The organism is Pseudomonas poae, from assembly GCA_028869255.1.
GTDB lineage: Bacteria > Pseudomonadota > Gammaproteobacteria > Pseudomonadales > Pseudomonadaceae > Aquipseudomonas > Aquipseudomonas poae_C.
In genome coordinates this window covers 977,363-1,000,115 of record CP110972.1, presented here as the reverse complement: position 1 = coordinate 1,000,115, position 22,753 = coordinate 977,363, and the positions used below count along the sequence as shown (strand labels likewise).

General features: G+C 59.1%; 14 protein-coding genes, 1 tRNA gene and 2 pseudogenes. 5 read left to right on the top strand and 12 right to left on the bottom strand.

Annotated features, from left to right (window positions below; translation table 11 throughout):
• Positions 1–69 precede the first annotated feature (69 nt).
• From LRS56_04595 to LRS56_04565, 7 genes and pseudogenes are all read right to left on the bottom strand, one after another.
• Positions 70–288: a 4-oxalocrotonate tautomerase family protein gene (locus LRS56_04595; protein ID WDU63815.1), complete on the bottom strand. Its 219-nt coding sequence runs from the start codon at positions 286–288 to the stop codon at positions 70–72.
• 48 nt (positions 289–336) lie between these two features.
• Positions 337–1,443: an alkene reductase gene (locus LRS56_04590; GenBank protein WDU63814.1), complete on the bottom strand. Its 1,107-nt coding sequence runs from the start codon at positions 1,441–1,443 to the stop codon at positions 337–339.
• Between the two features lie 44 nt (positions 1,444–1,487).
• Positions 1,488–1,820 (bottom strand): carboxymuconolactone decarboxylase family protein, encoded by a 333-nt coding sequence (locus LRS56_04585; GenBank protein ID WDU63813.1) that lies wholly within the window; start codon positions 1,818–1,820, stop codon positions 1,488–1,490.
• Between the two features lie 213 nt (positions 1,821–2,033).
• Positions 2,034–2,382, bottom strand: a pseudogene (locus LRS56_04580) (integrase).
• Positions 2,383–3,293: 911 nt separating this feature from the next.
• On the bottom strand, positions 3,294–4,616 hold the full coding sequence (locus tag LRS56_04575) for an integrase arm-type DNA-binding domain-containing protein (protein ID WDU63812.1): 1,323 nt from the start codon (positions 4,614–4,616) through the stop codon (positions 3,294–3,296).
• 162 nt (positions 4,617–4,778) lie between these two features.
• Positions 4,779–4,854: transfer RNA gene (locus LRS56_04570), tRNA-Asn, on the bottom strand.
• A 60-nt stretch (positions 4,855–4,914) separates the two neighbouring features.
• Positions 4,915–5,811, bottom strand: coding sequence for a LysR family transcriptional regulator (locus LRS56_04565; protein ID WDU63811.1), 897 nt, complete (start codon positions 5,809–5,811; stop codon positions 4,915–4,917).
• A gap of 101 nt (positions 5,812–5,912) precedes the next feature.
• On the opposite strand from LRS56_04565, the gene lldD reads away from it, so the two are divergent.
• Positions 5,913–7,055 (top strand): FMN-dependent L-lactate dehydrogenase LldD, encoded by a 1,143-nt coding sequence (gene lldD, locus LRS56_04560; GenBank protein ID WDU63810.1) that lies wholly within the window; start codon positions 5,913–5,915, stop codon positions 7,053–7,055.
• Positions 7,056–7,336: 281 nt separating this feature from the next.
• On the top strand, positions 7,337–8,263 hold the full coding sequence (locus LRS56_04555) for a GGDEF domain-containing protein (GenBank protein ID WDU63809.1): 927 nt from the start codon (positions 7,337–7,339) through the stop codon (positions 8,261–8,263).
• A 245-nt stretch (positions 8,264–8,508) separates the two neighbouring features.
• Here the strand turns inward: LRS56_04555 and LRS56_04550 are convergent, their stop codons facing one another.
• The 5 genes and pseudogenes from LRS56_04550 to LRS56_04530 form a co-directional block, all read right to left on the bottom strand.
• On the bottom strand, positions 8,509–9,309 hold the full coding sequence (locus LRS56_04550) for an iron-containing redox enzyme family protein (GenBank protein WDU63808.1): 801 nt from the start codon (positions 9,307–9,309) through the stop codon (positions 8,509–8,511).
• 45 nt (positions 9,310–9,354) lie between these two features.
• A pseudogene (locus LRS56_04545) lies at positions 9,355–11,815 on the bottom strand (EAL domain-containing protein).
• Between the two features lie 71 nt (positions 11,816–11,886).
• Positions 11,887–13,704, bottom strand: a complete 1,818-nt coding sequence (locus LRS56_04540) for an ABC transporter ATP-binding protein (protein WDU63807.1) — start codon at positions 13,702–13,704, stop codon at positions 11,887–11,889.
• Positions 13,697–14,299, bottom strand: a complete 603-nt coding sequence (locus LRS56_04535; protein WDU65691.1) for a DsbA family protein — start codon at positions 14,297–14,299, stop codon at positions 13,697–13,699. The genes LRS56_04540 and LRS56_04535 overlap by 8 nt, the downstream gene beginning before the upstream one ends.
• 36 nt (positions 14,300–14,335) lie before the next feature.
• Positions 14,336–15,277: a rhodanese-related sulfurtransferase gene (locus tag LRS56_04530; GenBank protein ID WDU63806.1), complete on the bottom strand. Its 942-nt coding sequence runs from the start codon at positions 15,275–15,277 to the stop codon at positions 14,336–14,338.
• Positions 15,278–15,512: 235 nt separating this feature from the next.
• On the opposite strand from LRS56_04530, the gene LRS56_04525 reads away from it, so the two are divergent.
• The 3 genes from LRS56_04525 (at position 15,513) to LRS56_04515 (ending at position 22,751) form a co-directional block, all read left to right on the top strand.
• Positions 15,513–17,873 carry a Tc toxin subunit A gene (locus tag LRS56_04525; GenBank protein ID WDU63805.1) on the top strand — a complete coding sequence of 787 codons (2,361 nt, stop codon included), beginning with the start codon at positions 15,513–15,515 and terminating at the stop codon, positions 17,871–17,873.
• Positions 17,874–17,995: 122 nt separating this feature from the next.
• Positions 17,996–18,277 carry a hypothetical protein gene (locus tag LRS56_04520; GenBank protein ID WDU63804.1) on the top strand — a complete coding sequence of 94 codons (282 nt, stop codon included), beginning with the start codon at positions 17,996–17,998 and terminating at the stop codon, positions 18,275–18,277.
• A 43-nt stretch (positions 18,278–18,320) separates the two neighbouring features.
• The gene (locus tag LRS56_04515) at positions 18,321–22,751 is read left to right on the top strand and encodes a neuraminidase-like domain-containing protein (protein ID WDU63803.1); all 4,431 of its coding nucleotides are present in this window, start codon (positions 18,321–18,323) and stop codon (positions 22,749–22,751) included.
• The last annotated feature ends 2 nt before the right edge of the window (positions 22,752–22,753 follow it).

The window sequence follows — 22,753 nt, the reverse complement described above, 5'->3', positions numbered from 1 at the left end:
AAAACTCTCTGGTCGTTGGGCATGAAGATGCCCACCGACCAGAGAGTCGCTTTTTGGGGATGGAACCCTTTATTTACCTACTTGCAGTTTCAATATGTCCTGCGCAGTCACGGGTTCGCCAGCGATTCCCCAATCTCCGCTTTTGACCTCTTCGAAGATGACCCAGGTGAGGGCGCGCATGTTTTCACCTTCCACAGACACCATGGCGTCCGTCACTTTCTGGATGACTTCGGCTTTCTGCTTGTCGGTAAAAACGCCTTCAATGCCTTTGATGGTAACGAGAGGCATGGTGTGCTCCTTAACGTCTGAAGTGGACAGTGATGAAACAGCGAATAATCAGGCTTTGGCTGCAACGTATTCCGGGTAGTCGGTGTAACCCTTGGCAATGCGATCGCTGACACCGTAGTAAGTCGCGCGATCACCCTCTGCCAGTGGCCAGCCGTTCTGCATGCGCTCCACCAAATCGGGGTTGGCGATGTAGGCCGTACCGAAGGCGATCAAGTCGAGTTCACCTTTAACCAGTTCCGACTCAGCGAGGGCTTGATTAAACCCACCGGCGGCCATCAAGGTACCCTTGTAGGCTTCACGGAACGCGGCGCCGAACCCCGGCGGCGTTTCAGCGGCGACGATGGTCGGTTGGTAGTTCAGGTGGACGTAGGCCAGTTCGCGTTCATTAAGCGCTGCCGCCATGCTCATCCAGGTTTCTGCTTCACCTTCGTACACACCAAAGTCATACAGGCGGCCAAACGGCGAGAACCGTACGCCAATCTTCGAGCCGCCGATTTCGGCAGAAATCGCGTCAATGGTTTCCAGCAGAAAGCGCTGGCGATTGGCGATCGAGCCACCGTACTGGTCGGTACGGGTGTTCAAGGCGCTGCTGAGGAACTGATCGAACAGGAACCCGTTGGCAGCCATGATTTCGATACCGTCAAAACCGGCCTCCATCGCCATACGCGCAGACTTCACAAAGTCAGCGATGACACGTTTCACTTCTTCCGTTTCCAGCGCACGGGGCACGCTGGGTTGCACAGCGCCGGATTCGCCAGGCTCGATCCAGGCATACACCGTGGTATCGACCGCCGGCTGAGTACCCGAAGAAACCGGAACCATGCCATGCACCGAAATATGGGACATACGGCCAACGTGCCATAACTGCGCGAAGATCTTCCCGCCCTTGGCATGCACCGCGTCGGTGACCTGACGCCAGCCTGGCAAGTGTTCGTCGGCATAAATACCTGGGGTGTACAGGTAGCCACGGGCTTCGTCGGAAATCGGCAGGCCTTCGGTGATCAGCAGACCAGCAGAAGCACGCTGCGCGTAATACAGCGCGGTGAACTCGTTAGGGATGTTGTCTAGGGTCCGGGTGCGGGTCATGGGGGCCATAACGACCCGGTTTTTTAGCGCAGTACCGGACAGATCGTAAGGGGTGAGCAGCTTATTCATGATTAGTCTCGAAGTCGTTAACAGGTTGAAAGTCAGCGTTTGATTTACGACTTATCGAATGCGTCCAGCACATGTGTGCTGTACACCAACGCGGCACCGGCGTTCATGTTGATTGCCACGCCCAGTGCTTCGGCGACTTCTTCACTGGTGACGCCAAGTTTCTTGGCTTCGGCGGCGTGGAAGGCGATGCAACCGTCGCAGCGGGTGGTCACGGCCACGGCGAGCGAGATCAGTTCTCGGGTCTTCGCGTCCAGGTGATTGGTCTTGCCGCCGGCAGCGCCGAGCGCCGCCATGCCTTTCATTGTTTCCGGAGACAGGCCGTTTAGTTCTACCAAGCGAGTATTGATGTCTTTGCGGGTTTGCTTCCAATCTTGCATGGGATTCTCACAGGGATGGTGTTAATTACAGTTATCTAAAAACTTGCTAATAAGCTACCATCCAGTTGGTAGGCGTACAATGTGTTCGTGCTGATTTTCACTATCAACGCAATCGAAGGTATTGATAATTTGGTCCCGAACAATAGGGGAATCGCTTCATGGGGATGACGATTACTGGACTGTTGATTGTCAGCACCGCTTGCTGTCAGGCATCGTCGAGACGCTCACATACTGATCGCCGCGAAGCGCCGTCATGGTTCGATTCACACTGGACAACCGGTTTTGCTCGGTGGCGATGCCGATATCGCACTTATTCAACTTGCTGACGCAGATGTCCGGCGTAGTCCAACAAGGTCTGCCGATCAATTTGTCGCGCATCGTTAAACCCTGGTCCATCCTCCGAGCGACACCACCGAACAAACGCCTGCCAGCGGTCACTGTGCGCCTGCACCGTGCCGTAATGCCCGCCGCCAAATAGATCGCGCAATGCCTGCGGCCCGGCATAACTCAGTTGCCGGCCATAGCCAAAATTGCGTCCATCTCGCCTGCCCACTGGTGCCATGATCGAACTCCTCTCGAAGCCAAACCTTTGAAGCTTTCCCCACGTCATCCCGCCAAGGATGTTGAGTGTTATCAGGGATCAAGGCCCCTGCGACCTGTGAGGGTTGTCCACTAACGCGGGACTGGCGGCTCTTTACGACCGGGAGCTTGGGCATCTCATGATCTGGCCTCCTGAACACTTCCGAGGAAGTGGGCGGGTGGAGGCTGCACTGGCTGACGAGACCAATGCCGCGAGATCCTGAGTCGGGTGAAGGCAGCGAGGCAATGACCGGGGCATACCTGACTGTCAGTCAGGTGCAGTCCATTCCGTGGGCTGCGGCACCATCATCTACATCGCTGTTGCTGGTGACTTCGGTGTTTGTCACGCCGATTGTCACGAGGGGGAATGCCGCAAAGCCTTGTACGAGTTGGGCTGCAGCAGCGGTAGGAGCGCCCGTCTCTTTCCGGGAGAAAGAGACGGGCGCAGGTTGGCGCAAGGAAATGGCCAAGCGGATAGGTTGCTGCAAGGCAGCTATGAAAGGGGGAAGTTGCCGCAGTGGGCACACTGGTAAAAGTAGGCATCCATCACATCGCTGTGAGCGTGCGAGCCGCCGGACGCTAATCGCACTTTGGGAGAACCACCACGGTGTGGCGTAGCCTTAAAGGTTCTGGCTACCTGGGTTGCTGTCAACGACAGCGCTTGCACGGTCTTTTCTACGCCCACGGATAAACAGGGTCAAGGCTCGTTTTTCCGAGAATTCTGCGGCTGAGAATGACATCAGCTGTCTATGGAAATCATTGGTTTCCATAAGACGGTTGTGCGCCGATTTTTAGATTTTTCAAGTGAGGTCCATCCAAGCAGGGCGGCTTTGCAGCCCTGTTTGGATGGACCCGCGTGGACAAGCGGATCACTGAGGTATGAGAACCGAGCGCTTACTCAGTTGCGCCACGTTTTGCTTTTAGTCGAGTGACATTCGCCCCCGTCTGATTGGCGAATTCGCGTGGGCTGACATGCTTCTGCTGATTAGTCTCAAGGTAGCGACTCCACCAGTTCATGATCAGCCTGCGCTCCTCGATGAACTCGGCCTTGTGGATGTAAGCGGCGCGGACGTTGTTGCGTTCCTTGTGGCTCATCTGCCGCTCGATGGCTGTGTCCGTCCACAAACCTGACTCGATCAGTGCGCTGCAGGCCATCGAACGAAACCCATGCCCACAGATCTCGGATTTGGTGTCGTACCCCATCTTCCGAAGCGCGCTGTTCACCGTGTTTTCGGACATTGGTTTCCAAGACTTGGTATCGCCTGCGAACACCAAGTCAAATTTGCCTGTGATTGCGTGGATCTGCTCGAGCAGGGCGATCGCTTGCGGCGATAAGGGTACAAGATGGATGTCCCCGGCCATCTTCGTACCTCTTGTGGAAAAGGGTACGCCTTCCAACGCTGGTCGCGTGTCGGGTATTTCCCAGACGCCACGTTTGAGGTCGAACTCGCTCCAGCGGGCGAAGCGCAGCTCGCTGGAGCGGACAAACACGTGCAGCGACAGCAAGACCGTCAGCCGGGTAAGTGCGCGGCCTTTATAGGTGTCGATCCGTTCCTGCAACTCAGGTAAGCGCGATAAGGATAAGGCGGGGCGGTGGACGACCCGCGAGGCTTTGATCGAGCCTGCGAGGTCGTAAGCAGGGTTTACGGTGATAAGCCGGAGGCGCTTTGCCTCGCGCATGATGCTTTGCAGGTAGTTTTGTACCCTTAAAGCAATGTCTATCGTTCCGCGCTTCTTAATCGCGTCCAGGGGCCGCATAAGGTCGTGGGTATCAAGGTCGACAATGGCGCGGGTGCCGATCAGCGGGAAGAGGTGAGTTTTGAGGCGACTCATCACTGTCTTGGAATAGTCCGGTGCCCACTTGGCTGACATTTCCGTGTGCCAGCCGAGGGCAACGCTTTCAAAGGTGCGGCCTTTGATCAGAGCGTCCGTCTTGGCTTGGTTCTTGGCTCCTATAGGGTCAATGCCATCCGCCAGCATTCGCTTGACCTCCAAGCGCTTGCGGCGCGCATTCGCGAGGCCAACGATGGGGTAGTTGCCGAATGAGGTCAGTCCTTCCCGGCCATCAGGTTTGACGTATCTGAGACGCCAGCCTTTGCGGCCATTGGGTTGGACTAGAAGGTAAAGGCCGTCGCCGTCGAAAAGCTTGTAGGCGCGGTCTGTGGGCTTGGCCGAACGGCAAGCGGCGTCGGAGAGTGGAGCAGTGGTGCGCGACATAAGGGTACTCCCTTTTATCGAACTGATCTTTATCCCAAACTCTACCCTTAAAATGGCTGGTACTTACCGGAATCCGACAGAACGCCAAAACGAAAAAACCCGCCATAAGGCGGGTTTTTCGGGGGTTTCAGAGATTTTGAAAGCCTTCTCTGGAACCTTGTCTGGCTCCACGACCTGGACTCGAACCAGGGACCCAATGATTAACAGTCATTTGCTCTACCAACTGAGCTATCGCGGAATGCGCCGTATGTTACTGATTGAAAAGGAGAAGTCAAGCTTTCTCTAGCATTTCGGCGGATTAAACCGGATGGCCGCTTGAAAGCGGGTGCTCCTTCGCCAGATCCAGCCAGGCTCGCGCCGCTGGAGGCAGGTGGGCATTGGTGCGCCAGGCCAGGGCGATGTGCCAGTCGGTGTGGGGTTCGTCCAGGCGGATCAGGGCGATGTCGGCATGTTGATGCCTGTGCGCCAGCATGCGCGGCAGGAAGGCCACGCCCAGGCCGGCCGCGACCAGGTCGACGATAAAGTCGATTTGCCCGCTGCGTGCGGTCACCCGCGGGGTCACGCCTTTGCGCTCGCAGGCGGCGAGGATCTTGGCGTTCAGGGCGAAGCCGGCTTCGAACAGAATGAACGGCGAATCCGCGAGGTCGGTGAAATCGATGCGTTTGCGTCGGGCCAAGGGGTGGCTCGTAGGCAGCACGGCCATCAGCGGTTCATTGCGCACGGGCTGGTAGTCGAAGCCCTCGTCCACCGGCAGCAGCAAGGCCGCGAGGTCGACCTCCCCTGCTTCCAGGCATTCACGCAGTTTTTTGCTGCCGTATTCGGTGAGTTCGATGTCGATGTCCGGGTAACGGCTACGGTAGGTGGCGAACATGCTCGCAAACAGCACGCCGCAGCCTACCGGCGGCAGGCCGATGCGCAGTACGCCGCGCTTGAGGCCGCGAAGATCATTGATTTCGGCGACCATATCATGGTGCTCAGCGAGCATGACCAGGGCGCGGCGGTAGGCAATTTCGCCAGCGGCGGTCAGTTCGCTCTTGTGCCCGAGGCGATTGAGCAGTGGCGTGCCGTACTCCTCCTCCAGGGTCTTGACCGCCTTGCTCACCGAGGACTGGGTCAGGGACACCACGTGGGCGGCCTGGGAAAAGCCACCCTGACGCACCACTTCGACAAAAGCCTGCAAGGTCCTGAGGTTCATCGGTATTCTCTTTGCGACTGGATACTAGCGATAAAAGTTGTTTTTATCATGCCAGAGATTGGCTTATCTTGGGCCCACTTTGCCTTGTGGAGTCACGCTGCATGATTATCTCGTCCGCCTCCGATTACCGCGCAGCCGCCAAACGCAAGCTGCCGCGCTTTCTGTTCGACTACATCGACGGCGGCGCCTACGCCGAGCACACGATGCGGGCGAACAGTTCGGATTTGGCCGAGATCAGCCTGCGCCAGCGCATCCTGCGCAATGTCGATAACCTGAGCCTGAAAACCAGCCTGTTCGGCCAGGAACTGGCGATGCCGGTGATCCTCAGCCCGGTCGGCCTGACCGGTATGTATGCGCGGCGCGGTGAGGTGCAAGCAGCGAAGGCGGCGGCCAGCAGGGGCATTCCGTTCTGCCTGTCGACGGTGTCGGTGTGTTCGATTGAGGAGGTGGCTTCCCAGAGCCCGCAATCGATCTGGTTCCAGCTCTATGTGCTCAAGGACCGTGGCTTTATGCGCAATGCGCTGGAGCGGGCCCAGGCCGCCGGGGTCACCACGCTGGTGTTCACGGTGGATATGCCGACGCCTGGGGCGCGCTACCGCGACGCTCACTCGGGCATGTCCGGGCCGTTTGCGGCGCAACGGCGCATGCTGCAAGCCGTGACCAAACCGCAATGGGCGTTTGATGTGGGGCTGATGGGCCGTCCGCACGACCTGGGCAATATCTCCAGATACCTCGGCAAACCGACGCGCCTGGAAGATTACATCGGCTGGCTGGCCAACAACTTCGACCCCTCCATCAGCTGGAAAGACCTGGAGTGGATTCGTGAATTCTGGAAGGGCCCGATGATCATCAAAGGCATCCTCGACCCCCAGGATGCCAAGGATGCGGTGAGTTTCGGCGCCGACGGCATCGTGGTTTCCAACCATGGCGGGCGCCAACTGGACGGCGTGCTGTCCACCGCCAAGGCCCTGCCACCGATTGCCGAGGTGGTGGGCGATGACCTGACGGTACTGGTGGACTCTGGCATCCGCTCCGGGCTGGACGTGGTGCGCATGCTCGCGCTGGGAGCCAAGGCGTGTCTGCTGGGGCGTGCGACCGCCTACGCATTGGCCGCCGAAGGCCAGCACGGGGTGGAGAACCTGCTGGATATCTTCGCCAAAGAAATGCGCGTGGCCATGACGCTGACCGGTGTCACGTCGATTGACCGGATTGACCACAGCACGCTGGTGCAATCAGCCAAATAACTGACGTCATACTCAATGACTGTTTTTTAACGCGAAAAACAGTCATTGATTTATAAGGAGTTTTATTAAGTTAAACAAAATGGCATGAATCTCGCTCTAACCTTTCCCAAGCAGGTTAAGCGATGACAAGACGTGCGGCAGTGCCCAGGGGTTATAACCCTGTGTAAAGCGGTTTAAACTGTTACTCATGTTTTACGGAACTGAAGGAACAGTAAGACGCTCGGCATTCGCCACGCTCATCGAGCCTGTAAGACAGCTAAGTGCTTAGAGGCCGATTGCTTATGAAAACCCCAACCCAGACCAACGCAATTGACTTCGACAGTGCCAAATTGCAACGCCTGGGCTTTGGTCAGCCTTCCCTTCCCCCACGCCGCCCCACGACCATCACGCAACTTCGCCAGCAACTAGGCATGCAACTGCAGACCAGCCTCGAGCCGGAGCGCATCCTCGGTGTGTTCTTCCGTGAGATCCAGCGCCTGGTGCCCCTGGATGCCCTGCAATATCGCCATGACGCCAGTGACTTGCGCCTGGAATACGGCCACCGCGGCCACCATTCGGTGAGCTATAGCCTGAGCCATGAAGGCGAACACCTGGGCGAGCTGATTTTCCGCCGCAACCAGCGCCTTTTGGAAGAAGAACTCGGCCAGCTCGAATCGCTGCTGTCGACCTTGCTGTACCCGATGCGCAACGCCCTGCTCTACCGCGCCGCCACCCGCAGCGCCCTGCGCGACCCATTGACCGAGACGGGCAACCGCATCGCCATGGACCAGACCCTGCAACGGGAAATCGACATGGCGCGCCGGCACCTGAACCCGTTGTCCTTGTTGATGCTGGACATCGATCACTTCAAAGCCATCAACGACACCCACGGCCACACCGCCGGCGATCACGTACTACGCGCCGTTGCCGGGTCGATCAAACGCCAGTTGCGCAACGTGGACATGGTGTTTCGGTTTGGCGGGGAAGAGTTTCTGATTCTGCTGTCCAACACCGGCCGCGAGGCTGCGGCCATGGTCGGTGAACGCCTGCGCCAGGCGGCACAGGCCCAGGATTATTGGGCGGATGGGACACGGATTGAATTGACGGTGAGCCTGGGCTGCTCGACCTTACTGGCTGCAGAGTCTGCCGAAAGCCTGTTGCGCCGCGCCGACAGCGCCCTGTACGTGGCCAAACGCGAAGGCCGTAACCGCTTGGCAATGGCGGGGTAAGCGCCCCTCAAGCAGAACACCGCACCTGTGGCAAACGAGCCTGCCTGGAAAACAGGCGTGTGTGGCGAGCCGGGCTTGTTGTGGCGAGCGGGCTTGCCCGCGTTGGACTGCGTAGCAGTTCCATTTATGGGGCCGCTTCGCGACCCAACGCGGGCAAGCCCGCTCGCCACACAAGCCCTGCTCTTCACAGCAAACCCAGATCTTCATAGCAAGCCCAGCTCTTCACACCAAGCCCTGCTCTTCAATCACGCTTCGCTGGCGACCCGTGCCTGGCGCTCGCGCACTACCGCGGGGGCTTTTTCTTTCTCCAGGCGCATGCAGCTTTCCAGGAACAGGTACATGTAGTCGTAGCTCTTGCACACCGCCTGGCGCAGCTCTACCTGCAGCGCCTGGCTCGGGTTCATCCCGGCCAGCGTACAGATGATTTCCAGTGCTTCCCAAGGGTGCGCGTCATCGTACTGGGCATGCATCTTCAGCCACTTCATTGCACGCTTGCGGTCTTCCTCCGGGAACGCCGCCGCGTAGACGCCAGTGGAACACACCACCGCCGACCACTCGCCGGTCGCCCCTTCGATTGCATAGTTGGTCGCGGCGATGGCCACAATCAGCGAATCGGCGGAGCTTGTGTGCCAGCACCAATGGCTCAGGGCGTGCAGCTCTGGGGGAACGTTCTGCGCCTGCAACTCTTCGAGGCTCACGCCGTGCGCGCGCGCCCAATGCACCCAATAGTCGGCGTGGTTCAGCTCCACACGAATATTGCGCATCAGCCAACGCCGCGCCATGTCCTCACCAGGATGGCGGGCGAATTTGGTTTTGGTGAGGTTTTGTGCCATGTACAAGGCAAACTGTTCCACCACGGGCCAGCCACCGATCAGGTAGTGGCGCATAGTCTTGGCGCTGAGCGTGTTGTCGCGCATGCGCTGGTACAGTTCGTGTTCGACAACTCGGCGCTTGCTCTCGCTACTGTCCCGGATCAGTTGTTGTGCCCAGGCGGGGTAACTCGAGGCTTCCATAAGCGGGCCGGTTCTGTTGAATGTGTCGATCACTGTTGGGCTCCTTTTCAAGTGTGATTTTACAGACCAGCAAATGTTTCAGCGGAATGTGCCGGGCGCCTTGAATAACAGAGGCTGCGGCCGCACAGGTCGACACTGCAAGCTATCAAAGGACAACAATTGCGGGCGTTCAATCAGGTAGCCCTGAGCGTAATCCACACCGATCTCGAGTAACGCCTGTTCGATCTGCGGTGTTTCGACAAACTCTGCAATTGTGCGCTTGCCCATGACATGGCCAATGTGATTGATCACTTCAACCATTGCGCGGTTAATCGGGTCGTCCAGCATATCCTTTACGAAACTTCCATCGATCTTCAGGAAGTCTACAGGTAAATGTTTGAGATAGGCGAATGAAGACATTCCGGCACAAAAGTCATCGAGCGAGAAACGGCAGCCTAACGCTTTGAGTTCATTAATAAATCGGATCGCACTGCCCAAGTTTGCAATTGCACTGGTTTCGGTAATTTCAAAACAGATCATTCCTGGCGGAATACTGTAAGCGTGAAATTTCTCACGTAAAAAACCAAGAAATTCATCATCGCCAATAGTTATACCTGACAGATTAATCGCACACATCGCCATGGGCCGACCGGGACGTTCCAGCAGGCACCGGGCGATCAGTTTGAATACGTTTTCCACGACCCACCGGTCCAGGGACGTCATCAAACCGTAGCGCTCGGCAGCCGGGATAAAACTGTCCGGCAATATGATGCGGCCGGCTTCATCATGCAGGCGCAGCAGGATTTCGATGTGCCCGTCGCCGCCGTCGGTATGCCCCAGGGGTGAGATTTCCTGGGCATACAGGCAAAACCGGTTCTCCTCCAATGCCATGTGCAGGCGCTGCACCCAGGCCATTTCACCAAAGCGCAGGGACAGTTCCGAGTCATCGGCGTGATACACCTGCACGCGATTGCGGCCTTTTTCCTTGGCCATGTAGCACGCCATGTCGGCGGCGCGCAGCGAGGTTTCCAGGGTGGTCGGGGTGTGCGAGATATGCACCAGGCCGATACTCACGGTGGTCATGAACGGCCGGCCCTTCCATACAAAATGCAGGTTTTGCACGGTATGACGCAGGCTCTCGGCGATCTTTTCCGCCACCGGCGCCGGGCAGTTCTCCAGCAGGATGCCGAATTCATCCCCCCAGGCGCGCCAGCGTGTCGCCTTCACGCAGGTCCGATTGCAGCAGCGCGCAGATATGCCGCAGCAGCTCGTCGCCCGCGGCGTGGCCGCAGGTGTCGTTGACCAGCTTGAACTGGTCCAGGTCAAGAAACATCAACGCGTGCCGCCCGCCCTGTTGTTGCCCTGCCGGGTGCAACACCTGCTCCAGGCGAAATTCGAATTCGCGACGGTTGGCCAGGCCGGTCAAGGCATCATGGGTGGCCTGCCACGACAGGTTGGCAATATATTGACGCTCCTGGGTCATGTCGTGCAGCACCAGCACTGCCCCCGTGACCTTGCCGGCGCTGCGGATCGGCGCGCCCACCAGGGTCACTGACACCGTACTGCCATCCAGACGCTGGATGGTTTTCGAATGCTCGCTGCCGCCGCCGAGCCGGCCCCTCACGATGTGTTCGATCAGGGTAAAACCGTCAGGCTGGGCATTGTCGTCCAGCAGGTTGAACAAGGCCGCCAGGGGCTGGCCCTGGGCCCTGGCCGACTGCCAGTGCGTCAGGGCCTCGGCCGCCGGGTTCATATAGGTGATGGCGCCGTCGACATCCGTGGTGATCACCCCGTCGCCAATCGACTCCAGGGTAATCTGCGCGCGCTCCTTCTCTTGTTGCAGGGCATCGGCGAACGCATGGCGCTGGGTCAGCAACTTATGGGTACGCAGCAGCGCCAGTATGATCAGGCCCAGGGCCGTCGCCAGGTTAGTGATCAACAGCAGTCGCAGGATCATCCTCGAGCCTTCGCCCAAGGCGTCGCTGAACGCCTTGGCGGCCGGGGTCACACCCTCGTTGATGGCGATGATATGGGCCTTCCATTGGCGCACATCGTTAGCGTTGACCTGGTCGCGGGTGACTGCCTGGTGCATCTCGCGGGCCAGGTCGTCCAGCTGAACCAGGTAGCCATCGCCCACGGTCCACAGTTCAATGGCTTTTTCCAGGTAGCTGAAATGCCGGAAATTGAGGTACAGCCAGATCAGGCTGGAGACGTCGTCCGGGTGGTTGCCACCCTTGAGAATCCCCAGGCGGGCAGCGCTGAGATCGGGCGTGGGGCGGTCCAGGGCAATACGCAGCTCATGCCCGCCCTGGGGCACGGCAATCGCCTGCTGGTATTTGAGGTAGGTGGCTTCTTCGCGATTATCGGCGTAGAGCGTCAGGTAGTAGATCGCATCCTTCTGGCCCTTGGACCACAGGCTTTCGCCGGCCACATAGCCGCGCACCGCCGAAAGCATGTAGAGACTGACGCAGCCCAACAATGCCTGAAACAGCACGACAGCGATGAAAGGCCAGACAATGCCCAACAGCCGAGGCGTTCCGAGAGTCCGCTTTTGCTTCATGAAGTCCCTTGCACATGCACTGCTGAATACGCACGCGAAAATCCGCTTCCGATAGCTGAGCCCAGGCTAAATCAACGCACTTGTTGCAAATGTCCATATAGCTTGGCGTACAGACCGCCATCGGCAATCAACTGCTGATGATCACCATCTTCAGCAATGTGACCGCCGTCAAACACTAATACTCGATCCGCCTGCTTAACCGCCGACAAGCGGTGAGCAATGATCAGTGTAGTACGCCCGCTGAGAAACCGCGCCAGCGCCTGGTGCAGGTTGTACTCGGTGGCGGCGTCCAGGGCGGAGGTCGCTTCGTCGAGGATCACCACTTTCGGCTCGGCCAGTACCATGCGCGCAATCGCCAGGCGCTGACGCTGCCCGCCGGAAAACCGCACACCGGAACGCCCTACTACGCTGTCCAAACCCAACGGCAGCGCCTTGACGGTAGCATCCAGCTGGGCGATTTCCAGTGCCTGCCAGCACGCCTGGTCGCTGCGCTCACGGCCCATGGTCAGGTTGGCGCGCACCGTGTCGTTGAACAGCGCAGGGTGTTGCAGCACCACCGCGACGTTCTCGCGAATGGTCGCAAGACCGATTGCCTGCTGGGTGGCACCGCCGAAACGGATAGTGCCCGCCTGCGGCGTATACAGCCCGAGCAACAGTTGCACCAGGGTGCTTTTGCCGCCGCCGCTGGCGCCGACAATCGCCACCTTTTCGCCGGGCGCGATGCTCAGGTTCAACTGGTCCAGCACCAGGTCTTCGCCATAGCCGAAGTTGAGGCCGCGCACCTCGATGCCAACGGTGGCGCGCCCGATGAACGGGTCTTCACCGCCTGCGTATTGCGGCTCATCGGCTCGTGCCAGCAACTCGTTGATCCGCGTCAGCGCCCCGCCCGCCGCGTAGTAGGCGTATTGCAGGTTCAACAGCTGCTCCACCGGGCCGATCATGAACCACAGATAGCTGAACACCGCGAGCATCTGGCCGATGGACAGGTCGGAAAACAGCACGGTGAGCATCGCCGCCGCACGGAAGATGTCGATACCGAACTGGAACAGCAAGCCGCTGGCGCGGCTCGATGCATCGGTTTTCCATTGAGAGTGGATCGCATAGTCGCGTACTTCCTGGGCGCGCTGGCCGAGGCGTCCGAGGAAGAAACCCTGGCGGTTGCCGGCGCGCACTTCCTGGATCGCATCAAGGGTTTCGGTCAGGGCCTGGGTGAAACGCGAAGTGCTGTCGTTTTCCAGCTTCTTCAGGTGTTTGACCCGTTTGCCCAACTGCACCGTGGCGTAGATCACCAACGGGTTGAACAGCAGGATCAGCAAGGCCAGTTGCCAATGCATCCACACCAGAATCGCCGACGTGCCGACCAGGGTCAGCATGGCCACCAGGAAGCGGCTGAGGGTCTCGCCGACGAATTTATCCAGGGTGTCCAGGTCGGTGACCAGGTGCGTGGTGACCGTACCGCTGCCCAGGCTCTCGTACTCGCCGAGGGAAATGCGCTTGAGGCGCTCGATCAGGCGCACGCGGATGCGGTACACAATGTCCTTGGCCAGCCGCGCAAACAGCCGCGCCTGCACCACGTTGAACAGCAGCGCCCCGCAGCGCAGCAACAGGGTCACCAGCAGCATCAGGCCGATATAGCCGGCGGCCTTCTGCCAGCCCAGGGGCAGTGCGTGGTTCATCACCTTGAGCGCGGCATCGCCGTGGCCCAGCAGCACCTCGTCTACCAGCAACGGCAACAGCAAGGGGATGGGCACGCTGCACAGGGTCGCCAGCACGGCGACGCCATTGGCGATCCACAGGGATTTCTTGTGACGCAACGCCAGGCGGCGAATTTCCGCCCAGGTCAGTCGATCGGCACGTTGGGCAGGCTCCAGGTCGGGCTGGTCATGCACAGGTGGCGCGCTCCAACCAACGGGCCAGCAAGGGCGATAGCTCGGACAGCGGCTGATAGCCATTGGTCAGCAGCGCCAACTGGCCATTACGCTCGGCGAGCAAGGTCGGGAAGCCGGCGATACCCAAATCCTGCACCCAAGTGAAATCAGCGGCTGTCGCCGCGTGCTGCTCGGCGCGGTCGAACGCGCCGGCAAACTCGATACGCGGGATGCCCGCCTCCTCGGCCAACTCCACCAGCACGCTGGCGAGGGTCACATCGCGCCCCTCGACATAAAACGCACGCTGGATCAGCCCCAGCAACTTCCAGGCACAATCCGGCGCCAGGCTGCGGGCGGTAACGATGGCGCGGCACGCCGGCTCGGTGTCGTAGACAAAACCCTCGGGCAACGCGCCTTCACGCTTGAACGGTTGGCCGGTGGCGTCGGTGACGGCCTGCCAGTGCTCAAGGATGTAGCGTCGGGTGGTCGGCTCCAGCGCCGCGCCGCTGCCGGTGCGCAAACCGCCCACCACCAGGTGCAGCTCCACGCCGGCCGCGTGGGCCTGCGCCACCAACGCCTCGGCCACCGGGGCGAAGCCCCAGCACCAGGAACACATCGGGTCCATTACATAGAGCAGGCGCGCGGACATGGCTCAAGCCTCGGAAGGGGTTTGCTTATAGTTGAAGCCAATCGGGTGCGGCATGTTGCGGGCCTTGGCCAGCTCGATCTGCTTCTGCCGGTCGATCGCGCTGCGACGGGTTTTCTCCGGCAGCTTATCCCAGCAATGCGGGCAGCTGATGCCGGCCACATAGTGCTCGGACGCACGGTCTTCGATGCTCACCGGTGTGCGGCAGGCATGACATTGATCGTAGTCGCCTTCGCTCAAGTCGTGGCGCACGGTCACACGATTGTCGAACACAAAGCAGTCGCCCTGCCATTTGGTCTCTGCCTGCGGCACCTCTTCGAGGTACTTCAGGATGCCGCCCTTGAGGTGGTAGACCTCGTCGAAACCCTCGCTGAGCATATAGCTCGACGCCTTCTCGCAACGAATGCCGCCGGTGCAGAACATGGCGACTTTCTTGTGCTTGGCCGGGTCGAAGTTGGCTTTGATGTAGTCGGGAAATTCGCGAAAACTGGTGGTTTTCGGGTCGATTGCGCCTTCAAAGGTGCCGATCGACACTTCGTAGTCGTTGCGGGTGTCGATCAACAACACTTGCGGGTCGCTGATCAACGCGTTCCAGTCCTGCGGGTCGACGTAGGTGCCGACTTTTTTGTTCGGGTCGACGCCTTCGACGCCCAGGGTCACGATCTCTTTCTTGAGCTTGACCTTGGTGCGGTAGAACGGCTGGTCATCGCAGTACGACTCTTTGTGGTCGATATCGACCATGCGGGGGTCTTTCTTCAGCCAGGCCATCAGGCCATCAATGCCTTCGCGGCTGCCGGAAACGGTGCCGTTGATGCCTTCTTCGGCGATCAGCAAGGTGCCTTTGATGCCGTTGTCGACCATCGCCTGCAGCAGTGGCTCGCGCAGGGCGACGTAATCTTCCAGGGTGACGAACTTATACAGTGCCGCCACGACAATCGGTTGAGTCATGGGTGTTCTCTCCAGGTGGCTACCCTCGTAAGGGGTGAACCGGATGCAAAAAAAAGCGCCGACTCTGCGGCGCGTTGCGGATTCTAACAAAATCCACGTCACGATGGTTCGCTTGCCTGTTGATATTTCCGCACTGGCGCCGCGACATCGGCTTACCCCGGGCCTTGTAACCTGCGTGATAGCGTTCTGTGTCGCTCGCCGGACCCGCTGGCGGGCCCGAAGGAACCCTATGCACATGGATGAAGACAGCAGCCCCCTGCTCTCACGAATGGTCACTGACTCGTCACCGCCCGCCGGGGGTAACAGAGACCTCAAGGACACCTTGCAGCAGCTGAACATCAACTCGGTATTCGACATTGCGCAGCTGTCCGAAAGCGAGTTTGTCGAGCACGTAGCCAGCCATCCCAAAGTTGACGCCACGCGCTTGCACTTCAAGGCCTGCAGCGCCGCCGCACAGCTGGAAACACTGTTTCGTGAGCAACAGGCGTCGCCCCGCCCAGGCGTCGGCGCAACGCCCACCAGCGGCGTGACCTATAACGCGCTCTTCAAAGAAGACTGGCAACAGTTTTGCGCCCCGGACTCCATCGCCGCAGTGGACTCACCGGTGGCCTACCTAAGGGCACTCTATCTATTTGCCATGCAGCTGGAAAAACACGCCGACGCCAAAACGGCGACCCGCCTGGCCGAACGCCGCCCGGACCTCAAGGAACTGCTGATCGACCCCCATACCGTGTCGGGCCAGCGCCCCATGCTGTCGATCATCAACCAGACCCTGCTCGATAACCTCGGCGTGAGCGATCAGAAAGCTGCCTGTCAGTTGTTGAGCAAGACCTGGTATCCGTTTTCCATGCCCTACCACTTTCACCATCAGCAGTGCCTGCTGGGGCTGGCTGAAAACACACTGTCGCTGGGCGAACTGAACTACCGGATCAGCCGCAGGCTGCCTGTGGCACGGCGGGACGCGCACGCCTATGGCTACGTCACCGCCGACAATGACGACCTGCAACCCCTGCTGTCCGGCCTGAGCCCGGAGCAGCAGGCACTGCTCAAGCAACAGTTGGCAGGCTCGACCTATGACACGCAGCAGGTTCGGGCCTTCTATCACGACTATTACAACTGGCGAGTGGACGCCGATCTGGCAGGCCCGGAACAGGTTACCGATTTTCTCAGCCGCACCGGCCTCAATGCCGGGCAGTTGCAGGAGCTGCTCGCGCAAACCACGCACAAGCCGCGCCGATCGCCCTACTGCACAATGGTCCCTGATATGGCGTATGGGGCCGCGTTTATCAATGGTCGCGCAGACACTGCGATCAGCCAGGGCGGCCCCCACCTGGCCCGGCTGGTGAACCTCACACTTGAGCGCTTCGATCGCCTGCAACGCATGATTCGCCTGCAGCGCTGGCTGGACATCCCTTTCGCACAACTCGATACCTTGCTGGTCAGCGCCATGCGCTGCGAAGGCAAGGCCAACCCTGACCTGCTGATCACCCACAACACTCTGCGCGCGCTGGGCGTGTATCGGTACCTGAACAAACGCTATGGGCTGCAAGCTGAAGAGTTTGCCGCACTACTGCATCACATACCGGTCGATGCTTCGGGCGAGCGCGTGTCGTTATTCGACCAGGTGTTCAACCGCACCGACTCGGCGCTACCGCCGCTGTACCTGGATGGTCTGCCCTTTGATGCCACGACCCGGCAGCAGCTGTGTGCCAACCTGCGTCTGCAAGACTCGCCGACGTCGCTGCAACTGCTGATCGGCGCCGGCGAATCCCCCGAGCGCAACCTCGCCACAATCAGTACCCTTTATCGCCAAGCACGCGTCGCCCGGCTGTTTGGCCTGTCGATCCTGGACTACAAGCACTTGCTGGACATGCTCAAGCCCAGCAGCTATCAGCATCAAATACTCAAGCCGACGTTGCGCAAAGTGTTGAAAGGGTCGCCGGATGTGCTCGACGTGCTGATGTATCTGGACTGGGCAAGTCGCTGGATCAGCGATAATGGCAGCAGCCTTGAGCTGCTGCGCCACCAACTGCTGCGGCGGGAAACCGTAAGCCTGGACCCGGCCGTCGCCCTGCTGCTCAAGGAGTTCACCGACCATCCACAACCCTCCCTGTCAAACCTGCTCACCGGCCACACATTTCCCGCACAAGCCACGAATGAGCCGAAGATTGATTGGGAAGCCGCGATCCATAACGTTCTGCAGCGGATACGGCAGGGCAGATCACGCAGTACCGCGCTCGACCAAGTGCTCGCCACGCTTAAATTGAGTGGTCAGAGCGACAGCGTGTCCCAGGCCAAGCAAACCCTGCTGACGATCCTGGCTTCGATCCAGCAGGATTTGCAGCCCCTGTATCTACGCCTCAGACAAACCCTGCAAAACCTGCCCCAGGAGCACGGCAATCACGTAAACAATCTGAAATACGGGCAAGCCGATCACGTGCTGCGCCTGTTCCATCCGCCCACGGCAAGCGCTTCCCCCTCTGCAAACTCTCAGTTACTTGGTGTTGCTGCTGCCTCACGCCGCAGACCTGCTGCAATTGCCCGTCAGCCGGCAGGCGTTGCACGCATTGCTGGGCAACCCGCACTGGCTCAATGACGCCTATCACAGTAACGCCTTGCTTGAGCTGAACTTGCACAACGTGTTTTTGATGCAACAGTTCAAACACTGCATCGACCGTTACGGCGTATCACAAGAGCAGCTTCTGGACTACCTCAAGCATGCCAACAACACTCCCGCGCCCCCCGGATGCCGACGCCAACAACCAATTGGCCCAACTGCTGGGCTGGAGCGCCAGTGAAATCGAGGCTTTGAGCCAGTCCTTGCAGCCCAAGCGCATCAACTCCATCGAACGCCTGGACTGGATCCTGCGGTGCCGGCAAGCCAGCGCCGACACCGGCCTGTCCGCCAGGCAACTGCTGGACTTCTGCCGCCTGGACAGCCAATCGACATTCGAAGAGTGGCAGGCCGTCGGTGAAGCCGTCACCAGCACTCACCAATAACACGCCATCGCAGCTCTTCCCACGACCTGTTCAAGGACTGATCATGTCTCACTCGCTCAATCAACGTCTCAATGAAAGCCTGCGTGATGCCATGCTGGCTTACTACCTGGCCCACAAAATACCCCCCGCGCAAGCCGGCAAAATCAACAACGCCGATGACCTCTACGAGTATTGGCTGCTCGATGTGCAAGTCAGCCAGGCAGTGCCCACCAGCCCTGTGGCCTGCGCAATTGCCAGCCTGCAGCAGTACATCACGCGCATCCAGCTGGGCCTGGAGCCCGGTTATGAAACACAGGGCATGAGCCCAAAGCAGGACCAGATGTGGCGCGAACAGCTGCACGCCTACCCGCTCTGGAGCGCCAGCCAGCAGTTGTGCTATCACCCGGCCAATTACCTGGACCCTACGCTGCGCCGCGACAAGACCGACAGTTTTCAGCACCTGGAAAACGACCTGAGCCAATACCGCCTGCACGCCGATACCGTACTCACCGCCGTGCAAAGCTACCTGGGTCGCTTTGAGGAAATGGCCAATATCCGCACCCTCAACGGCTACATTGATGGCAATGCCTCTGAGTTGCACACCAGCACTTATTACTTCGTCGGCAAATCCACGTCGGAGAAGGCCTATTACTGGCGGTCCATGGACCTGTCCAAACGCTCGTCCAGCGACGCCAAAAAGCCCTCGGCACGGGCCTGGTCGGATTGGAAGAAAATCAATCTGACCCTCTCCGACGACACGGCCGAGCAGAGCATTCGCCCGGTGTTCATGAATAACCGCCTGTATCTGATCTGGGCCGAATGCGTCAAACCCGAACCCGTGCGCAACGTTGCGACGGCAGAAACCAAGGACGACGAAAAAGACGTTCTGATCGAATGGTTCGCCAGCCACTACGTCAAGTTTCGTCTTAACTTTTCTTATAAAAAATACGACGACAGCTGGAGCGCCCCCAAGGCATGTATCAACCAATACTGCGCCACTGAAGAAGTCAACGCCTCGACCGCGACCTTTCTGAAAGCCGTCACCCAAACCATCGCAATTGCCGATGCCGATACGCCGAACACTTTGTTCCTGGGAGTACACGCCCCTGTGCGCACCGATCCGAAACAGCAGGGCCATTTCACCGGCAAGTTTTTCCAGGCGATCCATCTCGACCAGCATTTCAACATCACCACGGTCGCCGACGGTGGCAGCCCCGAGCGGTACAAGGTATTACCTGGAAGCAAACTGTCCGAAGACATCAGCCGTTTATTGGAAGTCTTCGACGTTAGTCAACGCGAAAAAGTACAGAGCGTCATCACCGGCGAGGCGAATAATAACAACGGTTATTACAGTGAATTGCTGCCTGCCAATGCGCGACAATACTTTACGTATTTTGGTTACAGAAACCCCAACAACCTGCAGTTCAAGATTGCGCCTTATACCCAGCGCACCGTCACAATCCTGCACCAGCAAACGCCGTTTTCAGAGAAAAACAAGTTCTGGAACTTTGAAGAAAAGCAAGCAGATATCGATGACGTGATCAAGGGCTCGCCGACATTCGACTCAAACACCAACAAGCTGATTATCAACTCCCAGCTCAACAAGAAGTTCCGCCAAACCTATCAGGTCACCTTGAAAAAGGAAGGTGTGACTGTCACGCTGAAAACCGAAGACTCGCTGGATGATCCAAATGCCATGCAGCTTGAACTGAGTGAAGGCTCAAGTATCACCGGCACCGAAAGCGAACTTGTAAATGATTTTTACGCGTTGTATTTCAGAAACACGCTGACGCACGAAGAGTTCCCAAACTTTGTACACGATAAAAACAAGTTATTGATTACCCCCCTCGCACAAGCAACGCCTACCAGCACCCTCTCTCTAAAAGGGAAGTTCGTCGATAAATTGGCCTTTGTGCACCTCTACACCCAGGCACAGATCCCAATGCAGGTATCCCTCACTCGCTACGGTACCTACACCGCGCCTCAGGGCAACAACGCAGGTAGCACACTGGCGCAGTTGCACCTGCAAAACACCCTCAAGCTGGAAAACACCAAAGTGAGCACGGCCAACCTGCGTGCCTACAAGCACATCATCATGAGTGCCAACTTCGCCGATTACCCACTCACCGACACCATTGACGCCAACTCCAACCGTATTCTCAACTTTCAGAACACCGCCCACGACAGCCTGGCCGGGTCGAGCCCAGAGTTGCCAGCAACGCACAGCGTCACGGCGCATATTCCGGTACCGGATGAGCCGGCGGAATCCATCATCACCCTGATCCACGGCGTGTTGACCCTCGAGACCAGCACAAACGGCACGAAGATCCTGGGCTATGCGCTCAAGGCGATCACCCTGAAAGTGGCGGCCAAAAGCCGGGGAACGGCACTTATCCAGCAACGTGCACCGACCATCACCCGGCTGGCGTCAAAGGCGCTGGGCACTGCAGAATTCATCGACTTCTCCGCCAGCACGCTGGTCGGCGCCGCCCCCGTGGCCATTCGCCTGAATACCTGCTTCGCCGGCAAGCTGGTAGAGGCTGCCAGTATCGGTCTTGAACAGTTGTACGCCTTGAGCCCCAAACAATGGAAAGAGCCGCCGCTGATCGCCAGTGAAGCCGCCGATGATATCGACTTCAACGGAGCCAACGGCAAGTACTTCTGGGAGTTATTCCTCTACGTGCCCTGGCTGATTGCCCATCGCCTGAATCAAGAACAACAGTATGTAGAGGCCCAGGCGTGGCTCAAATATGTCTTCGACCCCGGCCGCAATGCCACCGCCAACAGTGATCGCCCGGCCTATTGGGGGTTCAGCGAACTGACCCGGGACACCCGTGGCAATGGCGAAGTCGACAGTGACCCGCATCAGTCGGCACTGGCGGCCCCGGTGCACTTTCGTAAAGCGGTCTACCAGTTCTACCTCGATATCCTGCTCAATCGCGGCGACGCCGCTTACCGGCAACTCACCGCCGACAGCCTGACGCAAGCCAAGCTCTGGTACACCCGCGCCCATCAACTGCTGGAGTCACGGCCGACGATCACACGCGTGGAACCCTGGGCGAGCATCACCCTGGAAAAGCTCGCAAAGAGCCAATCCAAAGCCCTGCGACAGCTTGAGCGGCAAGCCGAGTACATCAATGAAAATCGCCCGATCAATGGTAATTCGCTGCCGTTTCTGACCGACACCGACGACCTCTGCCTACCCTTCAACCCGGACGTTGTCGCGCGCTGGGACAAGCTGGAAAGCCGTCTGCACAACTTGCGATACAACCTGGACATCAGCGGCAAACCGCTGCGTCTGCCGCTCTACGCGCCCCCGTTGTCGCCCCACCGGCTGCTGGCCAGCCAAGGCAAAGGCGCGCTGGACCAGGATGGCTTCGGTAAGTTGCCGCCTGCACCACTGAGCAACTATCGGTTCCAGGTGATGCTCAGCCACGCCAAAGACGCCACCGATACGCTGATTCAATTCGGCAACACGATGCTCAGCCTCAATGAGCGCAAGGAACAGGCTGAACTCCTGGAGCTACAACAACAGCAAGCCTGGGACCTGGCCAGCGTCATTGTGAGCCAACAGCAGCAGGCATTGCGCATTGACGAAAAGAACCGCGAAACACTCGATGCCGGCCGCCAGATCATCGAAGGCCGGGCCCACTACTACGAACGCCAACTGGCCGAAGGAGTCAGCAGCGCAGAAGCCCAGGCGGGCCTGCTTTACCTGCGCAGCGCAGGCTTCGAGGCGGCGGCCGCCGTGGCTGGCGCCGCGGCAGGGGTTGCGATGCTGGCGCCGAATATTGTCGGAATGTCAGTAGGCGGCTCGCGCTGGGAAGGCCCCTTCCATGCCACCCAAGCCTTGGCCCAAGGCGCCGCGACCGCCTTGCGCAGCAGCGCCGCCGACCTGGATCGCACCGAGCAATTCAACCGGCGGGCGCAAGAGTGGGTATATGCCCGGGACCAGGCGCACTTCGAATTGGCGCAGATCGACGTGCAGAAACAGGCCTACGCCGAACAGGAGCAAGCGACCCGCCTGCAATTGCGCCTGGCGCAGACGTCCCTGGCGCAGGCATGGGCCAGCTACCAGTTGCTGACCAAGCGCTTTTCCAAGGCGCGCCTCTATGATTGGGTCAATGCGCAGCTCGGCCAGTTTTTTTACCAGGCCTATGACCTGTGCCTGTCCCTGTGCCAAGCGGCCGAAGCCAGCTGGCGCTATGAGATGGCCGATTTCGAGCGCACGTTTATCAACCCCGGCGCCTGGAACAACAGTTATCGCGGCTACCTGGCAGGCGAGGCATTGAAGCTGTCGCTGCTCAGTATGAACAGGGACTACCTGCACCATCAGGTGCGCGACCTGGAGATCGTCAAGACGCTGTCCCTGCGTCATCGCCTCAGCGACTGTGAGGTCACAAGCCTGGGCCCCCCAATGCGACAGATCAGCCAGACCCGTGGGCCCGGCATAAAAAAAACCTGGTCGAAAAAGGCACGCTCAGCTTCAAGCTGACC